The organism is Streptomyces sp. NPDC059169, assembly GCF_042755225.1.
GTDB lineage: Bacteria > Actinomycetota > Actinomycetes > Streptomycetales > Streptomycetaceae > Streptomyces.
Map to the genome: position 1 here is coordinate 494,276 of NZ_JBHZCF010000002.1, position 24,603 is coordinate 518,878.

The 24,603-nt window shown below is 71.1% G+C and carries 25 protein-coding genes; 16 read left to right on the forward strand and 9 right to left on the reverse strand.

The window, feature by feature from the left end:
* Nucleotides 1-233 precede the first annotated feature (233 nt).
* Entirely contained in the window at nt 234-947 is a 714-nt protein-coding gene (locus tag ACFXOM_RS06045) for a TetR/AcrR family transcriptional regulator (RefSeq protein ID WP_384935540.1), read from the reverse strand.
* A gap of 182 nt (nt 948-1,129) precedes the next feature.
* Between ACFXOM_RS06045 and ACFXOM_RS06050 the strand changes: the two genes are divergently transcribed.
* The 6 genes from ACFXOM_RS06050 to ACFXOM_RS06075 all read left to right on the forward strand — a co-directional run bounded on the left by ACFXOM_RS06050 (nt 1,130) and on the right by ACFXOM_RS06075 (nt 7,422).
* Nucleotides 1,130-1,930 carry an acetoacetate decarboxylase family protein gene (locus ACFXOM_RS06050; RefSeq protein ID WP_384935537.1) on the forward strand — a complete coding sequence of 267 codons (801 nt, stop codon included), beginning with the start codon at nt 1,130-1,132 and terminating at the stop codon, nt 1,928-1,930.
* The gene (locus ACFXOM_RS06055; RefSeq protein WP_384935534.1) at nt 1,927-2,811 is read left to right on the forward strand and encodes an SDR family NAD(P)-dependent oxidoreductase; all 885 of its coding nucleotides are present in this window, start codon (nt 1,927-1,929) and stop codon (nt 2,809-2,811) included. Before ACFXOM_RS06050 ends, ACFXOM_RS06055 begins: the two co-directional genes overlap by 4 nt.
* A gap of 10 nt (nt 2,812-2,821) precedes the next feature.
* Nucleotides 2,822-4,117 carry an amidohydrolase family protein gene (locus tag ACFXOM_RS06060; RefSeq protein ID WP_384935532.1) on the forward strand — a complete coding sequence of 432 codons (1,296 nt, stop codon included), beginning with the start codon at nt 2,822-2,824 and terminating at the stop codon, nt 4,115-4,117.
* 59 nt (nt 4,118-4,176) lie between these two features.
* Nucleotides 4,177-5,406 (forward strand): amidohydrolase family protein, encoded by a 1,230-nt coding sequence (locus ACFXOM_RS06065; protein ID WP_384935862.1) that lies wholly within the window; start codon nt 4,177-4,179, stop codon nt 5,404-5,406.
* Between the two features lie 24 nt (nt 5,407-5,430).
* Nucleotides 5,431-6,141 (forward strand): VIT family protein, encoded by a 711-nt coding sequence (locus ACFXOM_RS06070; protein WP_384935529.1) that lies wholly within the window; start codon nt 5,431-5,433, stop codon nt 6,139-6,141.
* A 237-nt stretch (nt 6,142-6,378) separates the two neighbouring features.
* Complete coding sequence (locus tag ACFXOM_RS06075; RefSeq protein ID WP_384935527.1) at nt 6,379-7,422, forward strand: zinc-dependent alcohol dehydrogenase family protein; 1,044 nt, start codon at nt 6,379-6,381, stop codon at nt 7,420-7,422.
* Nucleotides 7,423-7,594: 172 nt separating this feature from the next.
* Here the strand turns inward: ACFXOM_RS06075 and ACFXOM_RS06080 are convergent, their stop codons facing one another.
* Together ACFXOM_RS06080 and ACFXOM_RS06085 are read right to left on the reverse strand one after the other, a co-directional pair.
* Nucleotides 7,595-8,944 carry a CoA transferase gene (locus ACFXOM_RS06080; protein ID WP_385037090.1) on the reverse strand — a complete coding sequence of 450 codons (1,350 nt, stop codon included), beginning with the start codon at nt 8,942-8,944 and terminating at the stop codon, nt 7,595-7,597.
* A gap of 95 nt (nt 8,945-9,039) precedes the next feature.
* Complete coding sequence (locus ACFXOM_RS06085; RefSeq protein WP_384935523.1) at nt 9,040-10,572, reverse strand: S8 family serine peptidase; 1,533 nt, start codon at nt 10,570-10,572, stop codon at nt 9,040-9,042.
* A 281-nt stretch (nt 10,573-10,853) separates the two neighbouring features.
* On the opposite strand from ACFXOM_RS06085, the gene ACFXOM_RS06090 reads away from it, so the two are divergent.
* From ACFXOM_RS06090 to moaA, 3 genes are all read left to right on the forward strand, one after another.
* Nucleotides 10,854-11,219 carry a DUF485 domain-containing protein gene (locus tag ACFXOM_RS06090; protein WP_384935520.1) on the forward strand — a complete coding sequence of 122 codons (366 nt, stop codon included), beginning with the start codon at nt 10,854-10,856 and terminating at the stop codon, nt 11,217-11,219.
* Entirely contained in the window at nt 11,216-12,847 is a 1,632-nt protein-coding gene (locus ACFXOM_RS06095; protein ID WP_385037093.1) for a cation acetate symporter, read from the forward strand. The genes ACFXOM_RS06090 and ACFXOM_RS06095 overlap by 4 nt, the downstream gene beginning before the upstream one ends.
* Nucleotides 12,848-13,008: 161 nt before the next feature.
* Nucleotides 13,009-13,998 carry a GTP 3',8-cyclase MoaA gene (gene moaA / locus ACFXOM_RS06100; RefSeq protein WP_384944707.1) on the forward strand — a complete coding sequence of 330 codons (990 nt, stop codon included), beginning with the start codon at nt 13,009-13,011 and terminating at the stop codon, nt 13,996-13,998.
* Here the strand turns inward: moaA and ACFXOM_RS06105 are convergent.
* Complete coding sequence (locus tag ACFXOM_RS06105) at nt 13,981-14,250, reverse strand: hypothetical protein (protein ID WP_384935512.1); 270 nt, start codon at nt 14,248-14,250, stop codon at nt 13,981-13,983. The two genes, moaA and ACFXOM_RS06105, sit on opposite strands and share 18 nt — an antisense overlap.
* A gap of 219 nt (nt 14,251-14,469) precedes the next feature.
* A complete protein-coding gene (locus ACFXOM_RS06110) occupies nt 14,470-14,850 on the reverse strand; it encodes a DUF3099 domain-containing protein (RefSeq protein WP_384935510.1) in 381 nt (126 codons plus the stop codon).
* A gap of 215 nt (nt 14,851-15,065) precedes the next feature.
* Here ACFXOM_RS06110 and ACFXOM_RS06115 point away from each other — a divergent pair, with 215 nt between their 5' ends.
* Nucleotides 15,066-15,341: a GlsB/YeaQ/YmgE family stress response membrane protein gene (locus ACFXOM_RS06115; RefSeq protein WP_384935507.1), complete on the forward strand. Its 276-nt coding sequence runs from the start codon at nt 15,066-15,068 to the stop codon at nt 15,339-15,341.
* A 69-nt stretch (nt 15,342-15,410) separates the two neighbouring features.
* Here ACFXOM_RS06115 and tyrS read toward each other — a convergent pair whose 3' ends face one another.
* The 3 genes from tyrS to ACFXOM_RS06130 form a co-directional block, all read right to left on the reverse strand.
* A complete protein-coding gene (tyrS, locus tag ACFXOM_RS06120; RefSeq protein ID WP_384935505.1) occupies nt 15,411-16,679 on the reverse strand; it encodes a tyrosine--tRNA ligase in 1,269 nt (422 codons plus the stop codon).
* Nucleotides 16,680-16,750: 71 nt separating this feature from the next.
* Entirely contained in the window at nt 16,751-18,142 is a 1,392-nt protein-coding gene (locus ACFXOM_RS06125) for a metallopeptidase TldD-related protein (RefSeq protein WP_384935502.1), read from the reverse strand.
* Nucleotides 18,139-19,662: a TldD/PmbA family protein gene (locus tag ACFXOM_RS06130; protein WP_384944703.1), complete on the reverse strand. Its 1,524-nt coding sequence runs from the start codon at nt 19,660-19,662 to the stop codon at nt 18,139-18,141. Before ACFXOM_RS06130 ends, ACFXOM_RS06125 begins: the two co-directional genes overlap by 4 nt.
* A 199-nt stretch (nt 19,663-19,861) precedes the next feature.
* On the opposite strand from ACFXOM_RS06130, the gene fabG reads away from it, so the two are divergent.
* The 3 genes from fabG (at nt 19,862) to ACFXOM_RS06145 (ending at nt 21,896) form a co-directional block, all read left to right on the forward strand.
* The gene (fabG, locus tag ACFXOM_RS06135) at nt 19,862-20,581 is read left to right on the forward strand and encodes a 3-oxoacyl-[acyl-carrier-protein] reductase (RefSeq protein ID WP_384935496.1); all 720 of its coding nucleotides are present in this window, start codon (nt 19,862-19,864) and stop codon (nt 20,579-20,581) included.
* A 4-nt stretch (nt 20,582-20,585) separates the two neighbouring features.
* Nucleotides 20,586-21,356: an enoyl-ACP reductase FabI gene (gene fabI, locus ACFXOM_RS06140; protein ID WP_384935494.1), complete on the forward strand. Its 771-nt coding sequence runs from the start codon at nt 20,586-20,588 to the stop codon at nt 21,354-21,356.
* 198 nt (nt 21,357-21,554) lie between these two features.
* Nucleotides 21,555-21,896, forward strand: coding sequence for a hypothetical protein (locus ACFXOM_RS06145; RefSeq protein WP_384935491.1), 342 nt, complete (start codon nt 21,555-21,557; stop codon nt 21,894-21,896).
* 27 nt (nt 21,897-21,923) lie between these two features.
* Here ACFXOM_RS06145 and ACFXOM_RS06150 read toward each other — a convergent pair whose 3' ends face one another.
* The gene (locus ACFXOM_RS06150; RefSeq protein WP_384935488.1) at nt 21,924-22,598 is read right to left on the reverse strand and encodes a FadR/GntR family transcriptional regulator; all 675 of its coding nucleotides are present in this window, start codon (nt 22,596-22,598) and stop codon (nt 21,924-21,926) included.
* Between the two features lie 129 nt (nt 22,599-22,727).
* Here ACFXOM_RS06150 and ACFXOM_RS06155 point away from each other — a divergent pair, with 129 nt between their 5' ends.
* The 3 genes from ACFXOM_RS06155 to ACFXOM_RS06165 all read left to right on the forward strand — a co-directional run bounded on the left by ACFXOM_RS06155 (nt 22,728) and on the right by ACFXOM_RS06165 (nt 24,482).
* The gene (locus tag ACFXOM_RS06155) at nt 22,728-24,008 is read left to right on the forward strand and encodes a CynX/NimT family MFS transporter (protein WP_384935485.1); all 1,281 of its coding nucleotides are present in this window, start codon (nt 22,728-22,730) and stop codon (nt 24,006-24,008) included.
* A gap of 4 nt (nt 24,009-24,012) precedes the next feature.
* Nucleotides 24,013-24,129 carry an SGM_5486 family transporter-associated protein gene (locus ACFXOM_RS06160; protein ID WP_384935483.1) on the forward strand — a complete coding sequence of 39 codons (117 nt, stop codon included), beginning with the start codon at nt 24,013-24,015 and terminating at the stop codon, nt 24,127-24,129.
* Nucleotides 24,130-24,275: 146 nt separating this feature from the next.
* Nucleotides 24,276-24,482, forward strand: a complete 207-nt coding sequence (locus ACFXOM_RS06165) for a hypothetical protein (RefSeq protein WP_384935480.1) — start codon at nt 24,276-24,278, stop codon at nt 24,480-24,482.
* The last annotated feature ends 121 nt before the right edge of the window (nt 24,483-24,603 follow it).

Sequence of the window (24,603 nt, forward strand, 5' to 3'; positions counted from 1 at the left end):
ACGGGACGTCGGCCCCTACACGGCGGCGGGTCCGCTGCGGGTGCCCGCTCCACGCCCGAGGTCGCCAACCTCTTCCGGAAGCGGGTTACGGGCGCGGCCGTTTCCCACCGGTCCTGCGGAACCCGAGGTCCGAAGCGAGCGGGCCGGGCGTTCTCCGGTGGGCGGCCCGCCTCGGTCGAGTACCCGCCGGGCCGGGGCGGCTCTGTCAAGCCCCTTGGTGGGGGGCGGAGTCCTCATCCGCCCGTTGTGCCCGCGCCCGCGGTGGCGCTCGTGGTGGCGCTCGTGGTGCGCCCTGTGGCGGATGGCTGCGACGCCCCGGACGGCGCCAGCAGCGTTTCCACCAGGGCCCTCACGGATGCGGCGAACAGCCGCTCGGGATTGGCCGGTCGGGCCAGGGCGCGGGCCAGGGCGGGGTCGTGTTCGGCGCTCTCCTCGTCCGAATGCGGACCCCACAATTCCGTCTCGCCCGGAGACTGTACGGGCGCCCGCTCCCGGTTGCGCTCCACGAGGACGAAGCCGACTATCTGGTACTGCACCGCCCGCACGGCCTGTGCGGCGCGCGCCCCGCGCAGGCCCGCCGCGTGCACCTCGTGGATGAGCGCCCGCTGTGCGGGCAGGAACATCCGCTCGGTCAGGCCCCGTTCGTGGACCATGGCGATCAGGTGCGGGCGTGCGCGCAGCTCCTGTCGCAGCCGCCGTGCGACGGACACGATCCGAGTGGTCGGGGTACGGCCCGTGGGCCGGATCGCGCCCATCTCCTCCACGGTCCGGGCCACGAGCGCGTCGAGGAGGGACTCCCGGTTGCCCACGTGCCAGTAGATCGACGTGACCGCCGTGCCCAGTCTGGCTGCGAGCCCCCGCATGGTGAGGGCGTCCGGACCGTGCTGCCTGACGAGGTCCGCGGCGGTGGCCAGCACCTCTTCACGAGTCAGGGCTGTGCGTGACATGAAGCTCCCAATTCCGTTGTGTGCATGACTCTTTACCCTTCACCGGCAGCGGTGTAACTGTGTTACAGAAATGCCCCCGTGGCGGCGCACCACGACGCCAGACGCCAGGACGGACCCCGTCGGCGCACCACGCCCGCCGACGGCGACGTCCCCCGACGACGCACGAGGAAGGGCGGCACGACATGGCACGCGTACGGTACGGAGCACGCACCGGGACGGAGATCGCGGCGGCACGCGCGGCGGGCACCGGACTCCCCACCGTCTGGTCCACGGGTGTCGTGGCGGTGTGGGAGACCGACCCCGACGTGGTGGCCGCCGTGCTGCCGCCCCCGCTGAAGCCGACGGAACGGCCGTTGGTCCGGGCGAGCATCAGCAAGGTGGAACTGCCCGGGTATCCACTCGGCGCCGGGTCGGTCGCGGTCGCCGCCTCCCACGGCGACCGGCAGGGCTGGTACCCCCTCGTGATGCCGATGACCCACGAGCGGGCCCTCATCGGCGGGCGCGAGGTCTTCGGCGAGCCCAAGAAGCTGGGCGAGGTGTCCGTCGAGCGGGACGGCCTGGTGGTGCGGGCGTCGCTGGCGCGGCACGGGATCGCGTTCCTCGAGGTGCGCGGCGCCGTCAGCGGCCCCCTGCCGCTGCCCGAACCCACCGAGAAGTTGGACTTCTACTTCAAGTTCCTCCCCGCGGTGGACGGTTCCGGACTCGACACCGACCCGGTGCTCGTGCACTGCACCCGGAACGAGCGGGTCCGCAGGCTGGAGCGGCTCACCGGCGACGTGGTGCTCCGCGAATCGATGTACGACCCGGTGGCGGACCTGCCCGTCCGTGAGCTGGTGGACCTCACGCTCGGCGAGAAGACCTCCGACCAGCGGGGAAGGATCGCGGAACGGGTCAGTGCCGAGGCCCTCCTGCCGTACGTCCACCAGCGCTACGACGACCCGCAGCAGATGCGCGACGGACTCCCGGAAGCGAGCACCCGATGAAACTGCAGCGCGGGCAGGTCGCCGTCGTCACCGGTGCGGCGAGCGGCATCGGCCTGGCGATGGCACGGCGCTTCGCCGCGGAAGGGCTCAGGGTCGTCCTCGCGGACGTCGAGGAAGCCGCCCTGCGCAAGGCCGCCGATGTACTCGCCGCAGGGGCCGCCGAGTCGATGGCCCGCGTCGTCGACGTGTCGGACCGTTCCTCCGTGCTGGCCCTCGCCGACGCCGTCTACGAGACCTACGGCGCCGTCCATGTGCTGTGCAACAACGCAGGCGTCGGATCAGGTGCCGAAGGCCGGATGTGGGAGCACGAGCCGAACGACTGGAAGTGGGCGTTCGCCGTCAACGTCTGGGGCGTCTTCCACGGCGTACAGGCCTTCGTCCCGCGCATGCTCGACGGCGGAGAGCCCGGCCACGTCGTCAACACCTCCTCCGGTGACGGGGGGATCGCCCCGCTGCCCACGGCATCGGTGTACGCCGTCACCAAGGCGGCCGTCGTCACGATGACCGAGTCGCTGTACGCGCACCTGAAGGCGGAGGGCGCGGGCATCGGCGCGTCGGTGCTCTTCCCCGGACCCCACATGCTGCGCACCGGTCTGTGGGAATCGCACCGCAACCGCCCCGAGCGGTACGCGAAGGAGCGGCCGCGCAGGACCCCTTACCGCAGTCTCGACCAGTGGGAGGCGGCGATGACGGCAGCCGGCCGCGAGGTCACGTTCACCCCCGTCGAGGAGGTGGCCGAGCACGTCGTGGCGGGGATCAGGGCGGACCGCTTCTGGATGCTGCCGGACAGCGAGCACAGCGACCACCAGATCCGCGCCCGCGCGCAGTCGATGCTCGACCGTGCCAACCCGTCGTACCTGGAGAGCTTCGTACTCGACTGAGGGAGCCGTGATGACGGATCCGTACGCTCCGAACGACCCGTACCTGATCATCTCGTCCGACTGCCACGCGGGACTGCCCACCGAGCAGTACCGGCCTTACCTCGACGCCCGCTTCCACCGGGACTTCGACGAATTCCTCGCCGGACGCGACCGCCGCCGCGAGGAGATGACCCGCCTCGGCGTGCGCAACGAGGCCTTCGCCGACAAGTGGTTCAGCGACCACGAGGAGGGGCTGCGCGGCGGCTGGGACACCACCCGGCGGCTCAAGGAGCTCGACGGCGACGGCGTCGCCGCCGAAGTCGTCTTCCCCGACGCCGACGCCGTCGACAGCAGGACCGCCGCACCCTTCGGTGTCGGGCTCGGCCTCTCCGGCGACCAGGACCCCGACCTCGGCATGGCCGGGGCCCGGGCTCACAACCGCTGGCTCGCCGACTTCGTGTCGCAACACCCCGAACGGCACTGCGGAGTCGCCCTGCTGCCCGTCACCGGCGAGGTGGACCGGGTCGTCGCCGAGATCCACCGTGCCCGCGAATCCGGTCTCGGCGCGTTGATGATCCCCTCGATGTGGGTGGACGGGGCGCCGTACCACGACCGTAGGTACGACCCGGTCTGGGCGGCGGCCGCGGAGACCGCGATGCCGGTACTCACCCACTCCGGTGCCGCGCCGCGCCACGAGTACGGCAACCACCTCGGGATCTACGTCTCCGAAGTGACCTGGTGGCCCGCGCGGCCGTTGTGGTTCCTCCTCTGGTCGGGCGTCTTCGAACGCCACCCCGGCCTGAAGTTCGGGGTCGCGGAGTCCGGCTGTTGGTGGCTGCCCAACCTCCTGTGGTTCATGGACCGGCTCTACCTCGGGGCGCACGGGGGCAAGAAGCTGTCCCCGTTCGCCGAACTGGAGCGGCCGCCCAGCGACTATCTGGACCGGCAGGTCTTCATCTGCGCCACCAACACCAAGCGCCGCGAACTCGCCCAGCGGTACGAGATCGGGGTCGACAACATCCTCTGGGGCTCCGACTTCCCGCACCCCGAGGGCACCTGGCCCCGTACCAGGGCCTGGTTGAAGAAGACCTTCCATGACATTCCGGTCGCCGAGACACGGCGCATGCTGGGCCTGGCGGCGGCCGAGGTCTTCGGCTTCGACACCGCGAAGCTCACTCCGCTCGCCCGCCGCATCGGGCCCACCCCGGCCGAGCTGGGCCAGCCCGACGACCAGGCGGCGGTCGAGGCGACGTGGGCGCGGTCGCGCGAGGTCGGCCGCCACTGGCTGACCGACCACGACTTCCCGTCCCTGGGGGTGTCGCTGTGAGCGGTGCGGGTGCCGCAGAGGAACGAGGCGCGGCCGGGAAGCCCGGCGACGACGGTCCCGTGGGGCCGGACCGTTACACGGTCATCTCCGCGGACTGCCACGCCGGGGCCGACCTCCTCGACTACAGGCCGTACCTGGAGAAGCGGTACCACGAGGACTTCGACGCCTGGGCGGCGACGTACGTCAACCCCTACGAGGACCTGCTCGCCGACACCGCCGACCGCAACTGGAACTCGGACCGCAGGATCGCCGAACTGGAGGCGGACGGCATCGTCGCCGAGGTCGTCTACCCCAACACCATCCCGCCGTTCTTCCCGTCCGCCTCACTGATGGCGCCGCAGCCGACCCGGGAGGACTACGAGCAGCGATGGGCGGGACTGCGAGCCCACAACCGCTGGCTGGCCGACTTCTGCTCGCTGGCCCCGGGCCGGCGTGCCGGTGTCGCCCAGATCCTGCTCAACGACGTCGACGAGGCAGTCGCGGAGGTCCGCCGCGCCAAGGCGGCGGGGCTGACCGGAGGGGTCCTGCTGCCGGGCGCCCCGCCCGGCTCGGGTGTCCCCGAGCTGTACTCCGCGGCCTACGACCCGCTCTGGGCGGTGTGCCAGGAACTGGACGTCCCCGTGAACCACCACGGCGGCTCCGCGTCCCCGCCGCTCGGCGACGAACCCGCCGCCCGAGCGGTGTTCATGGTGGAGGCGACCTGGTTCTCGCACCGCGCCCTCTGGCACCTGGTCTTCGGCGGAGCGTTCCGACGTCACCCCGGTCTGCGGCTGGTCCTCACCGAGCAGGGCTCCGGCTGGATCCCCGGCGTGATCGACATGCTGGACTACTACCACGGGCGGCTGGTCGCGGCCGCTTCCCGGGCCACCACGGCCGAGTCCAAGTTCGGCGCCGGACTGGCCGGCTCCATGGGCAAGGGCCCGAGCGAGGTGTGGCGCGACAACTGCTTCGTCGGCGCGAGCTTCATGCGCCCCCACGAGGTGCCGCTGCGCGACCGGATCGGCCTCGACAAGATCATGTGGGGCAACGACTACCCGCACGACGAGGGCACCGCGCCGTACTCCCGCGAGGGCCTGCGCATCGCCTACGCGGGCCTGCCGCGCGCGGAGGTCGCCGCGATGGCGGGCGGGAACGCGGCGCGGGTCTACGGTTTCGACCTCGCCCTCCTCGACCGGATCGCCGCGGTGCACGGCCCCACCGTCGACGAGATCGCCGAGCCGCTGAAGGAAGTGCCGCCGGACGCCACGAGCCCGGCCTTCGCTCCTGGCGGGTCGGTGCGCGTCTGGTGACGCCGGCGGTGAGACCCTCCCCAGGTGACCGAACCCATCCACGAAGAGGGCCACGGCGAAGCTCTCGGCCCCCGCCTCAACTGGCTTCGTGCCGCGGTCCTCGGCGCCAACGACGGCATCGTCTCCACGGCGGGCCTGGTCGTCGGCGTCGCCGGCGCGACCAACGACCGGGGCACCCTGCTGACGGCGGGCCTCGCCGGGCTGCTCGCGGGGTCCATGTCGATGGCGGCCGGCGAGTACGTCTCGGTGTCCACGCAGCGCGACTCGGAGAAGGCCGCGCTGGACATGGAGAAACGCGAGCTGAGGGAGCAGCCGGAAGCCGAACTGGCCGAGCTGACCGACCTGCTGGCGGACCGCGGCATGTCCCGGGACGTCGCCCGCGAGGCGGCGGTCCAGCTCACCGAGCGCGACGCGCTGCGCGCCCACGCCCGCATGGAGCTCGGCATCAACCCGGACGAGCTGGCGAACCCCTGGCACGCGGCCGGTGCGAGCTTCCTCGCGTTCACCGTGGGTGCACTGCTGCCGCTGTTGGCGATCGTGCTGCCCCCGGCGGGCGTCCGCCTCTACGTGACGGTCCTGTCGGTCCTCGCGGCACTCACCGTCACCGGTTGGTGGAGCGCCCGGTGGGGGGCCGCCCCGGTGGGCGTCGCGGTCGTGCGGAACGTGGGCGGGGGCGCGCTGGCCATGGGGGTGACGTACGCGGCGGGGGCGTTGCTGGGGGCGGCGGGAGTCTAGGCGCGGAGACGGGGCGGCGGACCCCCGGCGGATCGCGGGACGCTCGGCCCGGAGGGGGCCGGGACGGCGCCGGGCCGTCTGCCGGGCGGCGCGTACGCAGCCGGAGCTCCGGTGCGTTGCTGCCGGTACGTCCCGCCGCTGTGAGCGGGAACGGCCGGTTCGGTGCCGGCACTGGAGCGGGCGTACGGTGAAGCGCGTACCGAACGAGAAGCGTCGAGAAGCAAGGACCCCTCCGTCATGCGCGCCACCACCATCCACGCCCCGTTCGACATACGTGTGGAGGACGTACCCGACCCGAAGGTGCAGCAGCCGGGCGACGCCGTCGTGCGCGTCCTGCGGGCCTGCATCTGCGGCAGCGACCTGTGGGCGTACCGCGGTGACTCGGCACGGCAGCCGGGCCAGCGCATCGGCCACGAGTTCCTGGGCGTCGTGGAGGAGGCGGGCGCTGATGTCGCCGCCTTCGCCCCCGGCGACCTCGTCGTCGCGCCGTTCGTCTGGTCCGACGGCACCTGCGACTACTGTGCCGAGGGGCTGCAGACCTCCTGCCCTCAGGGCGGCTTCTGGGGCTCCGCCGGCCACGACGGCGGCCAGGGCGAGGCCGTACGGGTGCCGTTCGCCGACGGCACCCTCGTCAAGCTCCCGTCCGCCGCGGCTTCCGACGACCGGCTGCTGACGGCACTGTTGGCGCTCTCCGACGTCCTCGGAACCGGCCACCACGCCGCCGTCGGTGCGGGCGTCACCGAAGGCAGCACGGTCGCAGTCGTCGGCGACGGCGCGGTGGGTCTGTGCGGGGTGCTCGCGGCCAGGAGGCTCGGCGCCGAGCGGATCATCGCGCTCGGCCGCCACGAGGCGCGCACGGGCATTGCCAGGACGTTCGGTGCCACGGACGTCGTCGCGGCGCGCGGGGACGAGGCCGTCGCGGCGGTGCGCGACCTGACCGGCGGACACGGCGCGCACGCCGTGATCGAGGCGGTCGGCACCGAGCAGTCGATGCGGACCGCCGTCGGGATCGCGCGCGACGGCGGTGCCGTCGGCTACGTCGGAGTGCCGCACGGCAGCGGGACCGGACTGGACCTCGGAGTGATGTTCGCCCGCAACATCGCGCTGCGCGGCGGTGTCGCGCCGGTCCGGGCGTACATCCCCGAGCTGCTCCCCGACGTCCTGGACGGCACCATCGACCCGTCGCCGGTGTTCGACGTGTCCGTCGGGCTGGAGGGCGTGCCGGACGGCTATCGCGCCATGGACCAGCGCACCGCGCTGAAGGTCCTGGTCACGCCCTGACGGCTGCCTCGCCCGGCAGGCACGGGCGGCATCACGCCGGGGAGCGCGGACCCGGCCGACGTGCGGGAAGGCCGAGGAGGCACGCGTTCCCCGTGGGACGGGGCAGGGGCAGGGTAGGGGAGCGCCGAGACCCGTGCCCCGTGCGCCTGCCGCCCGGGCTCCCGCAGCTCCCTCACTCCCACGCCGCGGCGTCGGCGCCCCACCGTCCGGGGGGACGCGACCAGTCGGCCGGGGCCCCGTCGTAGTGCACCGGTGGTAGGGCGTAGCGCAGCCTGCCGAGCGGGCTGTCGGTCGTGGCCAGCCACCGGTCGGGGGCGTGGTCGGCGTCCTCGGCGTCCTTGGTGTCCTCGGCGTCCGCCTCGGCCCGGAGCCCGTGGAGCAGCCGGTGGGCGGTGCGGGCCAGCGCCAGCCGTACGAGACGGGTGCCACCGGAATCCTCCTGCTCGGTCAGGGACCTGAGCACGGCAGCGGCGAGCAGGTACCCCGTGCCGTGGTCGAGGGCCTGCGCGGGCAGGGCACCCGGTGCGTCCGCCGAGCCCTCCGCCACGGCGATGCCGGTGGCGACCTGGACCAGGCTGTCGAAGCCGCGTCGTCCGGCCCACGGGCCGTCGTCGCCCCACGCCGAGAGCCGGGCGATCACCAGCCCCGGCCGGTCCACGGCGAACCGCTCCAGTGCACCCGGGCGGTAGCCGGTGACGAGCACGTCCGCCCGGTCCAGGAGCTCGCCGAAGGTCCTCCGGTCCGAAGGGCTGTCCAGGTCCAGGGTTGCGGACCGCTTGCCGAAGCCGGTGTCCGCGTGCTGGTCGGGCAGCTCGGGGAGTCGGGGCGGATCGATGCGCAGTACGTCCGCGCCGAGCAGCGCGAGGGTGCGCGTGGCGACGGGGCCGGCGATGACCCGGGTCAGGTCGAGGACCCTCAGCCGTCCCGAGCGGCGCCGCGGGGCGACGTCGTCCAGCCGCTCCCGCGACACCAGCGGTTGACGCGCCACGGCGGCACCCTGGGGATGCGCCGCCCATTCCTCGGGCGTGCGCAGGGCGACGGCGAGGCCCCCGGCCGCGTACACCGTGTCCTCCACCTCCAGCGCCGTTCGCCCGGCGAGCACGGACGCCACACCGTCCTCGTCCGTGCCCAGTGCGGCGAGCAACGCGGCCCGGTGGTGCGGGTAGTTGGCGTGCGTCCGTACCCAGCCGTCGGCCGTGCGCCAGAACCGTGACAGCGGGGCGAAGGACACCGGGGCCCTCCCGCCCACGAGGAGACGGCGTTCGCTGACGAAGGCAGTGGCCACTGCCCCGTCGTCCACGTACACGGCGGGGACCGCGCCCCCGGTGTGCTGCGCCGCCTGCTCCGCCGCCGCGAGCGAGCACACCGCCACCGTCCCACGGGCCAACTCCCCGACCGGCAGCCGCGCAGCCAGCGGCCACGCCGGGCCGCCGTACGAGACGCGCGCGATGAGCCGGGGATCTCCGCCGAGCCCTGCCCAGAGGTGCTCGGTGGCGGTGTTGTGCGGGGGAATGTCGATCACGGTCGCACTATGCCACCCGCGTCGCGTCGGACGCACGGGGGCCCGGGCGCGATTCCTCGGCGCCCGGGCCCCCGCCCGCCTTGGGTCCTTCCGCGTCAGCGGCGCACCGCGTCCAGCGCGTCCGTCAGTCCGGCACCGTAGAAGCCGTTCTTGCTCTTCCCGCCCTCGCAGACCGCGTCGACCGTGCCGTCGCCGTTGATGTCGTACGGGTTGGTGCACGCGCGGTCGTCCGCCTGTGCGTACAGCCGGGCCTTCACCTCGGCCGCCGAGGCGTGCGGGTGCCGCGACTTGATGAGTGCGGCCACGCCCGCCACGTGCGGGGAGGCCATCGACGTGCCGGCCTTGTAGCCGTATCCGCCGTTCATCACCGTCGAGAGGATGAGCCCGCTCGTCGCCGGAGCGTCCGGTGCCTGGTACTTGGTGGAGTCACCACCGGGCGCGGCGATGTCGATCACGCCCTTGCCGTAGTTCGAGTACGACGACTTCAGCCCCTTCGCGCCGGTCGCCGCGACCGTGACGACACCGGGCAGCATCGTCGGGTAGTCGAGGCACTCGCGGGGGTTGACGGTACGCGTCACCGGCGTGGTGTCGTTGGGGCTCGTCGTGTCCGTCAGTTCCTTGGCGGCGAGGTCCATGGCCGAGTTGCCCGCCGCGGCGACGTTCACCGTCCCCTTGCGCTCCGCGTACTTCGCTGCCCGCGTCACGGACTCCAGAAGGGCCTTCTGGTCGTCGTCGGTCTTGCACGCGAACAGCCACGGGTCGGTGTAGTAGCTGTTGTTGGTGACGTCGACGTGGTGCTCCGCCGCCCACACGAAGCCGCAGACGACCGATTCGGTGTAGAAGAACCCGTCCGGGTTGGCCACCTTGATGCCGGCCACCTTCACACCCGGCGCGATGCCGGTGACGCCGACCCCGTTCTTCGCGGCGGCGATGGTGCCCGCGACGTGGGTGCCGTGGTCGCTCTCGCCGGGGTTCGGCCGCCAGGAACCCGGCGTGGTGTCCGCCTTGCCCGTCACGCAGTTGGCCGAGGCGGAGGCGTTGAAGTTCGGCGCGAGGTCGGGGTGGGTGTCGTCGACGCCCGTGTCGATCACGGCGACCGTGACCCTCTTGCTGCCCAGCGTCCTCTGGTGAGCCTTGTCCGCCTTGATGGCGGGCAGGTCCCACTGCAACGGCTCCAGCGGGTCCTGGTCGTCGTCTGCCTTCGCCGCGGCCGCCTTCGCCTCGGCGGCGGTGAGCGGCTGCTCCGCGTCGATCGCGTCGTCGGTCTGCGGCGCCAGCGGCTTGGTCCGGGTGGCGCCCGCGGACGAGACGCCCCTGACCGTGCGGATCTGCTTCGCGAAGTCCGGGTTCTGCGAGTGGACGACGATGACGCCGATCCGGTCGTAGGCGACCAGGACCGTGCCGCCGGCCTTCGCGATCGCCCGCTTCACCGCCGCGGCGGTCGCGCGACCACCGGAGACGTTGACGACGTAACTCAGCGTCGGGCCGTCGGTCGAGACGGCCGCGGGCGCGGCGTCGGCGGCGACGGCTGCCGCGGGCCCCGCGGGCAGGAAGCCGAGCGAGGCCGTGAGCGCCAGACCTGCGGGCAGAGCTATCGCACGCATTCGTCTGGGTCGCAGATGAGCCATGGAATCTCCACATCGTCCGAGTGACCACCCATCACCCCTGTTCGGATGGGCGGGTACATGACGAATGAAGCTATCGCCGATCATCCGGACACATCAACGGCTTCGCACAGTTCGTTCGGAAGTCGTCCGGGAGGCGTGCGGACCCCCTGTGGGAAACGCGGATGCTGAACCGCGTCGCGGTGCGCTCCGTGCCGTTGTCTGGGAGGAGCAACATCACCGCCGCACCGACCGTGCGGGGTCCCCATGTCCACGTTCGCCCACCCGTGTCGCGAGGAGATGCCGTGGCAACCGACGCACCGCCGCCCGAGGGCCGTACGGACACCCGTCCCACCCAGCCCACGTCAGAGACGTATCGAGAGGTGCAGCAGAGCGCGGAGTTCGCCGAACTGCGCCGCACCTACCGTTCCTTCGCCTTCCCCCTGACCGTCGCGTTCATCGCCTGGTACCTGCTGTTCGTCCTCCTGTCCAACTACGCGGGCGGCTTCATGGGGACCCGGCTCTTCGGCAATGTCAACGTGGCCCTGGTCCTCGGGGTCGCCCAGTTCGTCACGACCTTCCTCATCGCCTGGTGCTACGCGAGGTTCGCGGCCGGAAGGCTCGACCCGCGGGCGGAAGCGATCAAGTCCCGGATGGAGGCCGACGCATGAGCCACGCACTCACCACCGTGCCGCTCGCGGCGTCCAACGCCACCAGCGAACACCGGCCTCTGATCATCGGCCTCTTCGCGGCCTTCGTCGTCGTCACCCTCGTCATCACCGTATGGGCCGGCCGACAGACCAAGGACGCCGCCGACTTCTACGCGGGCGGACGTCAGTTCACCGGCTTCCAGAACGGTCTCGCCATCTCCGGCGACTACATGTCCGCCGCGTCCTTCCTCGGCATCGCCGGTGCGATCGCCCTCTTCGGGTACGACGGTTTCCTGTACTCCATCGGCTTCCTCGTCGCCTGGTTGGTCGCCCTGCTGCTGGTCGCCGAACCCCTGCGCAACTCGGGGCGGTTCACCATGGGCGACGTGCTCGCCTACCGCATGCGGCAACGGCCCGTCCGCACCGCCGCGGGGACCTCCACCATCGTCGTCTCGATCTTCTACCTGCTGGCCCAGATGGCGGGCGCGGGCGTCCTCGTCTCCCTGCTGCTGGGCATCACCAGCGACGCGGGCAAGATCGGGATCGTCGCCCTGGTGGGCGTCTTGATGATCGTCTACGTCACCATCGGCGGGATGAAGGGCACCACCTGGGTGCAGATGGTCAAGGCCGTCCTGCTCATCGCGGGCACCCTGCTCATCACCTTCCTCGTGCTGTGGAAGTTCCACTTCAACGTCTCCGACCTGCTCGGCAAGGCCGCGGACAACAGCGGCAAGGGCGCGGCGTTCCTGGAGCCGGGGCAGAAGTACGGGGCCACCGGCACCTCGAAGCTGGACTTCCTCTCGCTCGGTGTCGCCCTCGTCCTCGGCACCGCGGGCCTGCCCCACATCCTGATCCGCTTCTACACCGTGCCCACCGCCAAGGCCGCCCGTAAGTCGGTCATCTGGGCCATCGGCATCATCGGCGCCTTCTACCTGATGACGATCGCGCTGGGCTTCGGGGCGGCGGCGCTCGTCGGACCGGAGGAGATCAAGGCGTCCAACAGGGCGGGCAACACCGCCGCACCCCTGCTCGCGCTGCACGTCGGCGGTGCCGACTCCGCAGGGGGCGCGATCCTGCTCGCCGTGATCTCCGCGGTGGCCTTCGCCACCATCCTCGCCGTCGTCGCCGGGCTCACCCTCGCGTCCTCGTCGTCCTTCGCGCACGACATCTACGCGAACGTCATCCGCCGGGGGCGGGCGAGCGATCAAGAGGAGGTGCGCGCGGCCCGCTGGGCGACCGTCCTGATCGGCGTCGTGTCGATCGCACTCGGTGCGATGGCCCGCGACCTGAACGTGGCCGGGCTGGTCGCGCTCGCCTTCGCCGTCGCCGCGTCCGCGAACCTGCCGACGATCCTGTACAGCCTGTTCTGGAAGCGGTTCACCACCCGGGGCGCGCTGTGGTCGATCTACGGCGGCCTGGTCTCGTCCGTGGTCCTGGTGCTGTTCTCCCCGGTCGTCTCCGGAAAGCCGACGTCGATGTTCCCCTCGGCGGACTTCGCCTGGTTCCCGCTGGAGAACCCGGGCCTCGTCTCCATTCCACTGGGTTTCCTGCTCGGCTGGATCGGCTCCCTGCTGTCCGAGGAGGAGCCGGACCGCGGCAAGTACGCCGAGTTGGAGGTCAAGTCCCTCACAGGCATCGGCGCCCACTGAAGAGCATTCCGACACACGGATGAACGCTGCCGCGTCGTAGGGTCCTACGACGCGGCAGCGCCGTACCTCGTGGCAAATGGCGCCCTCCGTTGTCGCAGCCGTCGCGTAGGCTCGTCGGTAGACGAGTTCGAAGACTTCCGGACACGGGGAGGGGCCCCGCAGTGCTGCGTGACACCTACGGCCGTGTGGCTACTGACCTGCGGGTTTCGCTCACGGACCGATGTAATTTGCGGTGTGCCTACTGTATGCCCGAAGAAGGCCTGCAGTGGCTCGGCAAGTCCACGCTGCTGACCGACGACGAGATCGTCCGCCTGGTCGGCATCGCGGTGACGCGCCTGGGGATCACCGAGGTCCGTTTCACCGGCGGAGAGCCGCTCCTGAGGCCCGGCCTGGTCGGCATCGTCGAGCGGTGTGCCGCGCTGGCACCCCGGCCCGAGATGTCGCTGACCACCAACGGCATAGGTCTGCGGCGCACGGCGACCGCCCTCAAGGCCGCGGGCCTCGACCGGGTCAACGTCTCGCTCGACACGCTCCGACCCGACGTCTTCAAGACCCTCACTCGGCGTGACCGCCACCATGACGTGCTCGACGGGCTCCAGGCCGCCCGTGACGCCGGACTGACCCCGGTCAAGGTCAACAGCGTCCTGATGCCGGGGTTCAACGAGGACGAGGCGCCCGATCTGCTGGCCTGGGCCGTCGAGCACGACTACGAGCTGCGCTTCATCGAACAGATGCCGCTCGACGCACAGCACGGGTGGAAGCGCGAAGGAATGGTCACCGCGGGTGACATACTCCAGTCGCTGCGCACCCGCTTCGCGCTCACCCCCGAGGACGACGACGCCCGGGGGTCCGCCCCCGCCGAGCGTTGGCTGGTCGACGGGGGACCACACCGGGTCGGCGTCATCGCCTCCGTGACCCGCCCCTTCTGCAGGGCCTGCGACCGCACGCGCCTGACCGCCGACGGGCAGATCCGCACGTGTCTGTTCGCCCAGGAGGAGACGGATCTGCGGGGGGCCCTGCGGTCCGGCGCGCCGGACGAGGAGATCGCGAAGATCTGGGAGGTCGCGATGTGGGGGAAGAAGGCGGGGTCCGGCCTGGACGATCCGTCCTTCCTCCAGCCCGACCGCCCCATGTCAGCCATCGGCGGCTGATCCCCGCTCGTTCGGCGCCGCATCCCGTCCGGTGGCGTTCCGGTCGTGGTCCCACGCGTCGAGCGTGACGACGTCCTTCAGGAAGCCGCGGACGCCCAGGAACTGGGACAGGTGCTCGCGGTGTTCCTCGCAGGCCAGCCAGGTCTTGCGGCGCTCCGGGGTGTGCAGCTTGGGGTTGTTCCACGCCAGCACCCACACGGCGGCCGCCCGGCAGCCCTTGGCGGAACAGATCGGGGTCTCGTCGTCGCTCACCGGGTCATTCTCCACGATCACCCCGACCGGGCACCGCGGCCTCCGCCCGCCCCACACATGGCGACGCCGGGCAGCCACGGGGGGAGCTGCCCGGCGTCGGTCCGTCGCTCCGACGGGGGATGCGGAGCGCACACGCAGTATGCCACGGCGAACGGGGTGTGGTGCACTGGAACTTCATGATTGATCTGAGCTTTTCCTGAGGTTCGAGCGGAACCCGACCTACCTCATCTGCTCGCCGTGCCGAGCCGCACGTTCCGCTGTCTCCTCCGCCTCGTCGTCCGCGGTCGAAGGAGCGTCGGTGGGCCCGTTGCCGAGAGCGAGTCGGGAGGGGGTCGGGACGAACGTGGGCGGCAGGTCGGGGGCGGACTCGCGGCCGGCGTTCGCGATCACCACGGCGATGTACGGAAGGGTCGCACCCAGGATCAGCGCCACGATCGCCACGTGCCGTTCGACGTTCCACAGCACGGCGGCGAGGACCACTGCCACGGTGCGGATCGACATGGAGATCACATAGCGCCGCTGGCGGCCGCGCACGTCGTCTGCCAGTCCCTGGCGCGCTCCGGTGATCCGGAAGACCTCGTTCGTCCTGTGCTTCCGCATGTCGTTCCACCGCCCGGGCAACCGTGCCGGACCTCCCCGGTCCGGACCTGCTTCAACGGTACGCCGCGGTCGGGCCGCATCGGAGGCCGGGGCGGCCCGACCAGACGGATGACTCCCCTGCGTACGGCGTACGGGGCCGTCCGACATGCGCCGTTTGGCATATACATCGAGACTGTCCGATAACTGCTCACGTCGATCCGAACCAGGAGGCAGCCATGGGCTGGTTGTGGGCGATCATTGTCGGGTTCGTGTTGGGACTGCTGGCCAAGGCAATCCTCCCGGGGAAGCAGCACAGCCCGCTCTGGCTGATCACGATCTTCGGCATCATCGGGGGGATCGTGGGCAACGCCCTCGCGGGAGCGTTCGGGGTCCGCGATACCGCCGGAATCGACTGGTGGCGACACATCTTCCAGATCGTGGCCGCGATCGTCATCGTCGGTGTCGGCGACTCGCTCTACATGTCGCTCCGCGGCAGGAAGCAATCGGCCTGACGGGCCGGCGTGCGACTCGGGCCGGGTGGGCGACCCCACCCGGCCCGAGTGCTGCCGTGCGCCGGCGCGTCAGCCGGCCGAGACCTCGACCGCGGCGAGGTTCTTCTTGCCGCGGCGCAGTACGAGCCAGCGGCCGTGCAGCAGGTCCCCGGCCTCGGGCGCCGCGTCCTCGGACGTCACCTTCACGTTGTTCACGTAGGCACCGCCCTCCTTGACCGTGCGGCGGGCGGCCGACTTGCTCGCCGCCAAACCGACCTCCGCGAACAGGTCGACCACGGGAGCGAGCGCCGCCACCCGGGCGTGCGGCAGCTCCGAAAGAGCGGCCCCGAGCGTCGCCTCGTCCAGGTCCGCCAGGTCGCCCTGCCCGAAGAGTGCCTTCGACGCGGCGATGACAGCCGCGCACTGCTCCGCGCCGTGCACCAGCGTCGTCAGTTCCTCGGCCAGAGCACGCTGGGCCGCGCGGGCTTGCGGTCGCTCCTGCGTTTGGCGTTCCAGCTCCTCGATCTCCTCGCGGGAGGCGAAGCTGAAGATCCGCAGGAACTTCGAAACGTCCCGGTCGTCGGCGTTCAGCCAGAACTGGTAGAAGGCGTACGGGGTGGTCAGCTCCGGGTCGAGCCAAACCGTCCCGGACTCCGTCTTGCCGAACTTGGTACCGTCCGCCTTGGTGATCAGTGGAGTGGCCAGGGCGTGCACCGCGGCATGGGGTTCGACCTTGTGGATCAGGTCGGCGCCCGCCGTCAGGTTCCCCCACTGGTCACTGCCACCGGTCTGAAGCACACAGCCGTGCCGCCGGTACAGCTCCAGGAAGTCCATGCCCTGCAGGATCTGGTAGCTGAACTCCGTGTAGCTGATTCCGGCATCGGAGTTGAGGCGCCGGGAAACGGCCTCCTTGGCGATCATCTTGTTGACCCGGAAGTGCTTGCCGACGTCGCGCAGGAAGTCGATGGCGGACAGACCCGCGGTCCAGTCCAGGTTGTTGACCATCGTGGCGGCGTGCGGCCCCTCGAAGTCGAGGAACCGCTCCACCTGACCCCGTAGCCGCTCGACCCAGCCGGCCACGACGGCGGGGTCGTTCAGCGTGCGCTCCGCGGTCGGCTTGGGGTCACCGATCAGGCCGGTGGCACCGCCGACCAGCCCCAGCGGGCGGTTGCCCGCCTGCTGGATCCGCCGCATGGTGAGGATCTGGACCAGATTTCCCAGGTGGAGGCTGGGCGCGGTCGGGTCGAAGCCGCAATAGAACGTGACGGGACCGTCCGCGAACGCCTTGCGCAATGCGTCCTCGTCAGTGGAGAGGGCGATCAGCCCGCGCCACGTGAGCTCGTCGACGATGTCCGTCACGGTTCTCTCTCTCCTCGACCCCGGGGAAACGATGGAATTGCCTGCAGCAGTCTATGGGCTTGCCCGGGGGCTCAGACGCCCTGGCTGACCGAGCTCATGTTGAAGTCCGGAATGCGCAGCGCAGGCATCGCGGCCCGGGTGAACCAGTCGCTCCACTCGCGCGGCAGCGTCTTCTCGGTCCGCCCCGCCTCCACGGCCCGCGACAGCACGTCGACCGGCGACTCGTTGAAGCGGAAGTTGTTCACCTCGCCGATGACCTCGCCGTTCTCCACCAGGTAGACGCCGTCCCGGGTCAGTCCGGTGAGCAGCAGCGTCGCCGGGTCGACCTCGCGGATGTACCAGAGGCAGGTGAGCAGCAGTCCCCGTCCGGTGGAGGCGACCATCTCTTCCAGGGACCGCTCCCCGCCGCCGTCCAGGATCAGGTTGCCGATTGCGGGCGCGACCGGCAGTCCGGTGAGACCGGCGCTGTGCCGCGTGGTGACCAGCCGGTCCAGCGTGCCCTCCCGCACCCAGTCGGTCGCCGACAGCGGCAGGCCGTTGTCGAACACGGAGAGGTCGCCGCCGGAGGAGTGCGCGATCACGAAAGGTGCCGATTCCAGGCCCGGCTCGCTCGGGTCGCTGCGCAGGGTGAGCGGCAGCTGCGCGAGGGGTTCGCCGAGCCTGGTGCCCCCGCCGGGCTTGGAGAAGACCGTGCGGCCCTCCGCCGCGTCCCGGCCCGAGGCCGACCACAGCTGGTAGATCAGCAGATCCGCCACCGCGGTCGGCGGCAGCAGGGTCTCGTAGCGTCCCGCGGGCAGCTCGATGCGACGTTCGGCCCAGCCCAGCCGGGTCGCCAGCTCGTGGTCCAGCGCCGCGGGATCGACGTCCTTGAAGTCCCGCGTCGAGTGGCCCGCCCAGGCGGAACGGCTGCGGTCCGGAGACTTGGCGTTCACCTCCAGCGTCCCGTTCGGCTGGTCGTGCCGCAGCCGTACGCCCGTGGACGTGCCGAGGTAGGTCGAGGTCAGCTCGTGGTTGGCGAAGCCGTACAGCTCTCGTCCGCCGGACCGGGCCCGGGCGAACGCCTCACCGAGTGCGGGCGCGAACTCGGCGAACACGGCAGAGGACGTCTCGGCCGGAGCGTCCGTGAAGTCTCCCGCCACCGGGATCCCTGCGACCAGCGGCTGGGCGTCCTCGGCGGGGCCCGCGGCCCGCGCGGCCTCCTCGGCGGCCCGCACCAGCGGTTCGAGGTCGTCCGCGGTCACGGCTGACCGCGACACCACCCCGGACGCGGTGCCCTCGGCGCCGTCGACCGTGGCGATCACGGTGAGCGTGCGGCCGCGCGTCACGCCGTTGGTGGTGAGCGCGTTCCCGGCCCAGCGCAGGTTCGCCGACGAGTGCTCGTCGGCGATGACCACACAGCCGTCGGCTGTGGACAGTTCGAGGGCGCGCTCGACGATCTCGTGCGGCTTGCTGACGGGGCTCATCGACCGGCCTCCTGGGTGGTGTTCAAGATGTTTACGCCCCGGAACAGGGCGGAGGGGCAGCCATGCGAGACCGCCGCGACCTGGCCCGGCTGGGCCTTGCCGCAGTTGAAGGCGCCGCCGAGGACGTATGTCTGCGGGCCGCCGACCTTTTCCATCGAGCCCCAGAAGTCGGTGGTCGTCGCCTGGTAGGCGACGTCGCGCAGCTGTCCGGCCAGCCGGCCGTTCTCGATGCGGTAGAAGCGTTGGCCGGTGAACTGAAAGTTGTAGCGCTGCATGTCGATCGACCAGGAACGGTCGCCGACCACGTAGACGCCGCGCTCCACCCCGCCGATCAGGTCCTCCGTCGACAGGCCGCCCGGCTCGGGCTGCAGCGATACGTTCGCCATCCGCTGCACCGGCACGTGCCCGGGGGAGTCCGCGAACGCACAGCCGTTGGACCGGCCGAGGCCCGTCAGCCTCGCGATCCGCCGGTCCAACTGGTAGCCGACGAGGGTGCCGTCCTTGACCAGGTCCCAGCTCTGCGCCTCGACGCCCTCGTCGTCGTACCCGATCGTGGCGAGGCCGTGCTCCGCGGTCCGGTCGCCCGTCACGTTCATCACCGACGATCCGTACCTGAGCTTGTTCAGCTGGTCGAACGTGGCGAACGACGTGCCCGCGTACGCCGCCTCGTAGCCGAGCGCCCGGTCCAGTTCGGTCGCGTGGCCGATCGACTCGTGGATGGTGAGCCACAGATTGGACGGGTCCACCACCAGGTCGTAGGACCCCGCCTCGACGCTCGGCGCCCGCATCTTCTCCGCGAGCAGCTCCGGAATTCCGTCCAGCTCCGAGTCCCAGTCCCAGCCGGTGCCGGTCAGGTACTCCCAACCGCGCCCCACCGGCGGCGCGATGGTCCGCATGGAGTCGAACTCGCCGGTCGTCTCGTCGACCGCGACCGCGGTGAGTTGCGGGTGCAGCCGCACCCTCTGCTGGGTGGTCACCGTCCCCGCCGTGTCGGCGTAGAACTTGTTCTCGTGGACGGTGAGCAGCGAGGCGTCCACGTGGGCCACGCCGTCCGCCCGCAGCAGCCGCGTGCTCCAGTCCGCCAGCAGCCCGGCCTTCTCCTCGTCGGGGACCGAGAACGGGTCGATCTCGTACGACGAGATCCACGTCCGGTCCGCGTGCACCGGCTCGTCGGCGAGCTCCACCCGCTCGTCCGACCCGGCGGCCGCGATCACCTGCGCCGACAGCTTCGCCATCGCCACTGCCTGGCCCGCGACCCGGGCCGCGGCGTCCATGGTCAGGTCGACCCCGGAGGCGAAGCCCCACGCCCCACCGTGCACGACCCGCACCGCGTACCCGAGGTCGGTGGTGTCGGACGAACCCGCAGGCTTCGCGTCCCGCAGTCGCCAGGCCGCACTGCGCACCCGTTCCAGCCGGAAGTCGGCGTGTTCAGCGCCGAGTGCACGTGCTCGTGCGAGCGCTGCGTCGGCGAGCGCCCGCAGCGGCAGCGCCGTGAAGGCTTCGTCGATGGAATGAGCCACGAATGTCTCCTGTCCTGGTCGGACTCGTCGTCATGGGACGGTCCACCCGATCATGTCGTGCTTCGGTGCCGCTGCCTACCGCTTTCTGTAGGGATCCGACAGTGCATCCCGCACGCCACTGTCAGGGGTCGATCCCCTGTGCACGGGACGGTACCGATAGGTTTTCGCAGTACCAGACCTCTACCGAAAGGGTGATCCGTTGAGCCGCTCGGTTCTCGTCACCGGAGGAAACCGGGGCATCGGCCTCGCCATCGCCCGCGCATTCGCCGAAGCCGGAGACAAGGTCGCGATCACGTACCGGTCGGGGGAGCCGCCGGAGGAGCTGACCAAGCTGGGTTGCCTGCCGGTCCGCTGCGACATCACCGACGCCGATCAGGTGGAGCAGGCCTACAAGGAGATCGAGGACAAGCACGGTCCCGTGGAGGTGCTGGTCGCCAACGCCGGTGTCACCAAGGACCAGCTGCTGATGCGGATGTCGGAGGAGGACTTCGTCACCGTCCTCGACACCAACCTCACGGGAACCTTCCGCGTCGTGAAGCGTGCCAACCGCGGCATGCTGCGTGCCAAGAAGGGCCGTGTCGTCCTGATCTCCTCGGTGGTCGGACTGCTCGGCTCGGCGGGCCAGGCCAACTACGCGGCCTCCAAGGCCGGCCTGGTGGGCTTCGCCCGCTCCCTCGCCCGCGAACTCGGCTCGCGGAACATCACCTTCAACGTCGTCGCGCCCGGTTTCGTCGACACCGACATGACCAAGGTCCTCAGCGACGAGCAGCGCGCGGGCATCGTCTCGCAGGTGCCGCTCGGCCGTTACGCGCAGCCGGAGGAGATCGCCGCCACGGTGAAGTTCCTCGCCTCCGACGACGCCTCGTACATCACTGGAGCCGTCATCCCCGTTGACGGCGGATTGGGCATGGGTCACTGATCACATGAGTGGAATCCTCGCCGGCAAGCGCATCCTCATCACCGGTGTGCTGATGGAGTCCTCCATCGCCTTCCACACCGCCAAGCTGGCCCAGGAGCAGGGCGCTGAGATCATCCTGACGGCGTTCCCGCGACCGACGCTGACCGAGCGGATCGCCAAGAAGCTGCCCAAGCCCGTCAAGGTGATCGAGCTCGACGTCACCAACGACGAGCACCTCGGCCGCCTCGAAGAGGTGGTGCGCGCGGAACTCGGCGGTCTCGACGGCGTCGTGCACTCCATCGGCTTCGCCCCGCAGGACGCCCTCGGCGGCAACTTCCTGAACACCCCGTTCGAGTCCGTGTCGACCGCGATGCACGTCTCGGCGTTCTCGCTGAAGTCGCTGACCATGGCCTGCCTGCCGCTGTTCCCGCAGGAGGGCGCCGCGGTGGTCGGTCTGACCTTCGACGCCCAGTTCGCCTGGCCGCAGTACGACTGGATGGGCCCGGCCAAGGCCGCGCTGGAGGCCACCTCCCGGTACGTGGCCCGCGATCTGGGCAAGCAGAACGTCCGGTGCAACCTGGTCTCGGCGGGCCCGCTCGCCTCGATGGCTGCGAAGTCCATCCCTGGCTTCGCCGAACTCGCGGACGTCTGGAACCACCGTTCGCCGTTGGAGTGGGACATGGCCGACCCGGAGCCTGCCGGCCGCGGAGTCGTCGCGCTGCTCTCCGACTGGTTCCCCAAGACCACCGGCGAGATCGTCCACGTCGACGGTGGCGTCCACATGATGGGTGCATAACGCACCGTTACGAGCGCAGGGCGTCACCCGGTCGCCCGCGACGCCCCGGTCACCCGCTGTGCGCGGGGGCCGGGGCGTCGCCCGTTCGGGTCAACGGAACGGGCGGACCGACCCCGGGCCGGGGAACCTGGAGAGGCATTCCCTCCCTTGTGGTGCAGCAGCGGCGCATGCCGCAGTACGGCCGAGGAGGTCTTGCTCGTGGTTACGTCCTGGCGTTCCGCAACCGTACTGGGGGTGCTCGCGGCCCTCCTGTGGGCGGCGGCCCCTGCGGCCTCCCTGCCGCAGCCGGCGTCCACCCCCCGCCCCTTCGGAGCCGACTGCAGCGTCTTCGTCGAAGGTTCCCGGGCCACGGCCTACTGCCACAACCCCTACCCGGACACCGATCGGGTCCAGCTCCACGTCGAGTGCGCACGCTGGTGGGACGTCGACGCGGACAGCAAGCCCGTCGACGTCGCGGCGACCGGACGGGCCCGGCTCAGTGAGCGGTGCTGGAAGGAGATCAGCAGCGTCTGGGTGAGCCATCTGCGACGGTCGGCGTGACGACCCGGGTCGACCCCCGCACGGGCGTCAGGATCCGCCCTTCGAGCACATGAACGGATAGGCCGCCGCCTCGGTGGCCGCCGCGTCCCCGTCCGAGGCCCGGATCGCGTCGACCAGTCGCGTGTGGTCCATGTGGTTCTCCGGCCGCAGCTCCTGGCCCACGTCGCCGCGCAGCCAGTCGCGCAGCAGATCGCCGAGGTCGGCGTAGACGGCGGTCAGGACGTCGTTGTGCGATGCCGCGACCACGGCCAGGTGGAACGTCGTGTCGGCCGCGACGAACTGCTCCGCGTCCCCCGACTCCCACGCCTCCTCACGGCGGGCCAGCAGGGCGTCCAGCTGCTTCAGATCGCGGTCCGTGCGTCGTTCGGCAGCCAGCTTGGCCGCCGAGGACTCCAGGGTGGAGCGCAACTCGGCGATGTGCCGCGGGTCGGCGTCGGCGAACCTGCGGTGCATGACCCCGGCGAGTTCGCTCGTCGCGACCACGTACGTGCCCGAGCCCTGCCGGATGTCTAGCAGCCCGTTGTGGGCGAGCGCGCGCACTGCCTCACGGATGGTGTTGCGGGCCACGCCCAGCTGCTCGACCAGTTCCGGTTCGGTGGGGATGCGGGACCCCACCGGCCACTCACCCGAGGTGATCTGGTTGCGCAGCTCGGCGATCACCTGGTCGGAGAGGGCGGATCGCCGGGGAGAGGTCAGCGCCATGGTGCTCCTTGTCCGCACGAACGGTCAGCGCAGTCGTCGCCGTCACCCGCAGTTATACGGGATCACGGTCGCGGGGCGAACGGCAACTCATTGGACAACTAATCATCCCATGATTCTATGATGGGCTCCATGCTTGATGAGACGACCTCCCTGATCCCAGCCGCCACGGACGCCCGACCGCACTCCGGCCCTCCCCGGAGAGCGGTCTGGACCCTGCGCCTGGTGACGGCGGGACTCGTCCTCGCCGCGCTCAATCTCCGCCCCGCGATCACCAGCCTCGGCGCCCTCCTCGACGAGGTGCAGAGCGGCCTCCACATGAGCGGAACCGTTGCCGGGGTCCTCACCTCCGTGCCGCCGCTCTGCTTCGCTGTCTTCGGGCTGACCGCGCCCCGCCTCGCGCGGCGCTTCGGTCCTGCAGCCATCGTCTGCGCCGGGATGACGGCCATCGCCGCCGGCCTGCTGATCCGCCCCCTCGCCGGCGGCACCGCCGCGTTCCTCGCGGCCAGCGCCCTCGCGCTCATGGGAATCGCCGTCAGCAACGTCCTGATGCCGGTGATCGTCAAGCGCTACTTCCCGGACCGCATCGGCAGCGTCACCGGCCTGTACTCGATGGCGCTGTCATTGGGCACCGCCCTCGCCGCGGCCGTGAGCGTCCCCATGACCACGGCGCTGGGTGGCAGTTGGCGCGCCGGACTCGGAGTCTGGGCTGCGCTCGCCGTCGCCGCCGTACTGCCCTGGACCCTCCTGGTCCGCGAACGGGCCGCGGGGGCGCCCGCCCCGGCGCCGCACACAGCCCCCGCGTCCGTCCGGACGGACGTCCCGCCCATCACCCGGAGCCGTACCGCCTGGGCCCTGGCCTGCTTCTTCGGGATCCAGGCCACCGGCGCCTACATCACCATGGGGTGGATGCCGAAGATCTTCCGCGACGCGGGTGTCCCCGCTGGCACGGCCGGGGTGCTGCTCGCCGTGACCATGGTCATGGGCGTCCCGCTCGCCTTCGTGATCCCGCGACTGGCCACCCGGCTGAAGCAGCAGGGCCCCATCGTCGTCGTCCTCGGCCTGTGCGGGCTGACCGGATACGCGGGCCTGTTCCTCGCGCCCGCCGCCGGCGCCTGGGCCTGGGCGCTGCTGCTGGGGATCTCCAACTGCTCGTTCCCCCTGGCCCTGACGATGATCGGGCTGCGCTCCCGCAGCGGTGCGGGTGTCGTGCGGCTCTCCGCCTTCGCCCAGAGCACCGGCTACCTGATCTCCATCCCGGGCCCGCTGCTGGTGGGCGTGCTCTACCAGCACAGCGGCGGCTGGCAGCTGCCGCTCGCGCTGATGGCTGGGCTGATGCTCCCGCAGATCGCCGTCGGAATCCTCGCCGGACGGGACCGCACGATCGAGGACGAGGCCGGGATGCGAGACTGACCCCATGCCTGTGCTCGACCCGAACCCCCCGAACGGCCAGAAGAAGCTCCTGCTCATCTTCGGCGTGATGATCGCCATCACGGTGGTCATCGGCATCGTCGCCTCGATCGCCGCGCCCTGAACCCGGCCCCGAAGGGGGTTCTCCCCACCGTCCCCTAGGGGGCGGGCGTCAGGGGGAAGTGGGTGGTTCACCGGATGGGGGAGCAGCGCCGCGATCCGTACGTTGGAGGCCACGCAACCGCGCACCTTCAGACCACGGAGGCGGCCATGTCGGCCCGCACGCACCCTTCGTCCCCCACCCCGGCCGCGGGCGGCGTCGACGTACGCCTGCCGTGGTGGGCCGTCGCGCTCCCGGTGATCGCCTTCGCCGTACTGCTCGTACTGGTGACCGGCACGGGCGAGGTGCACGCCGCCACCGGCGACCCCGCCGTCGGAGCCCTCCTCGACCGGATCCACCAGACCCTGACCCGTTGATCCGGGTCCCACCCGTTGGTCCGAAGGCCCGCGCCCCCCTTCCCGGTACGGGGCCCACCGGCGCTCACCCTCGCGGGATTGCACGCCAACACCCTGCGCCCGCTGGCGCATTTCATGCGAA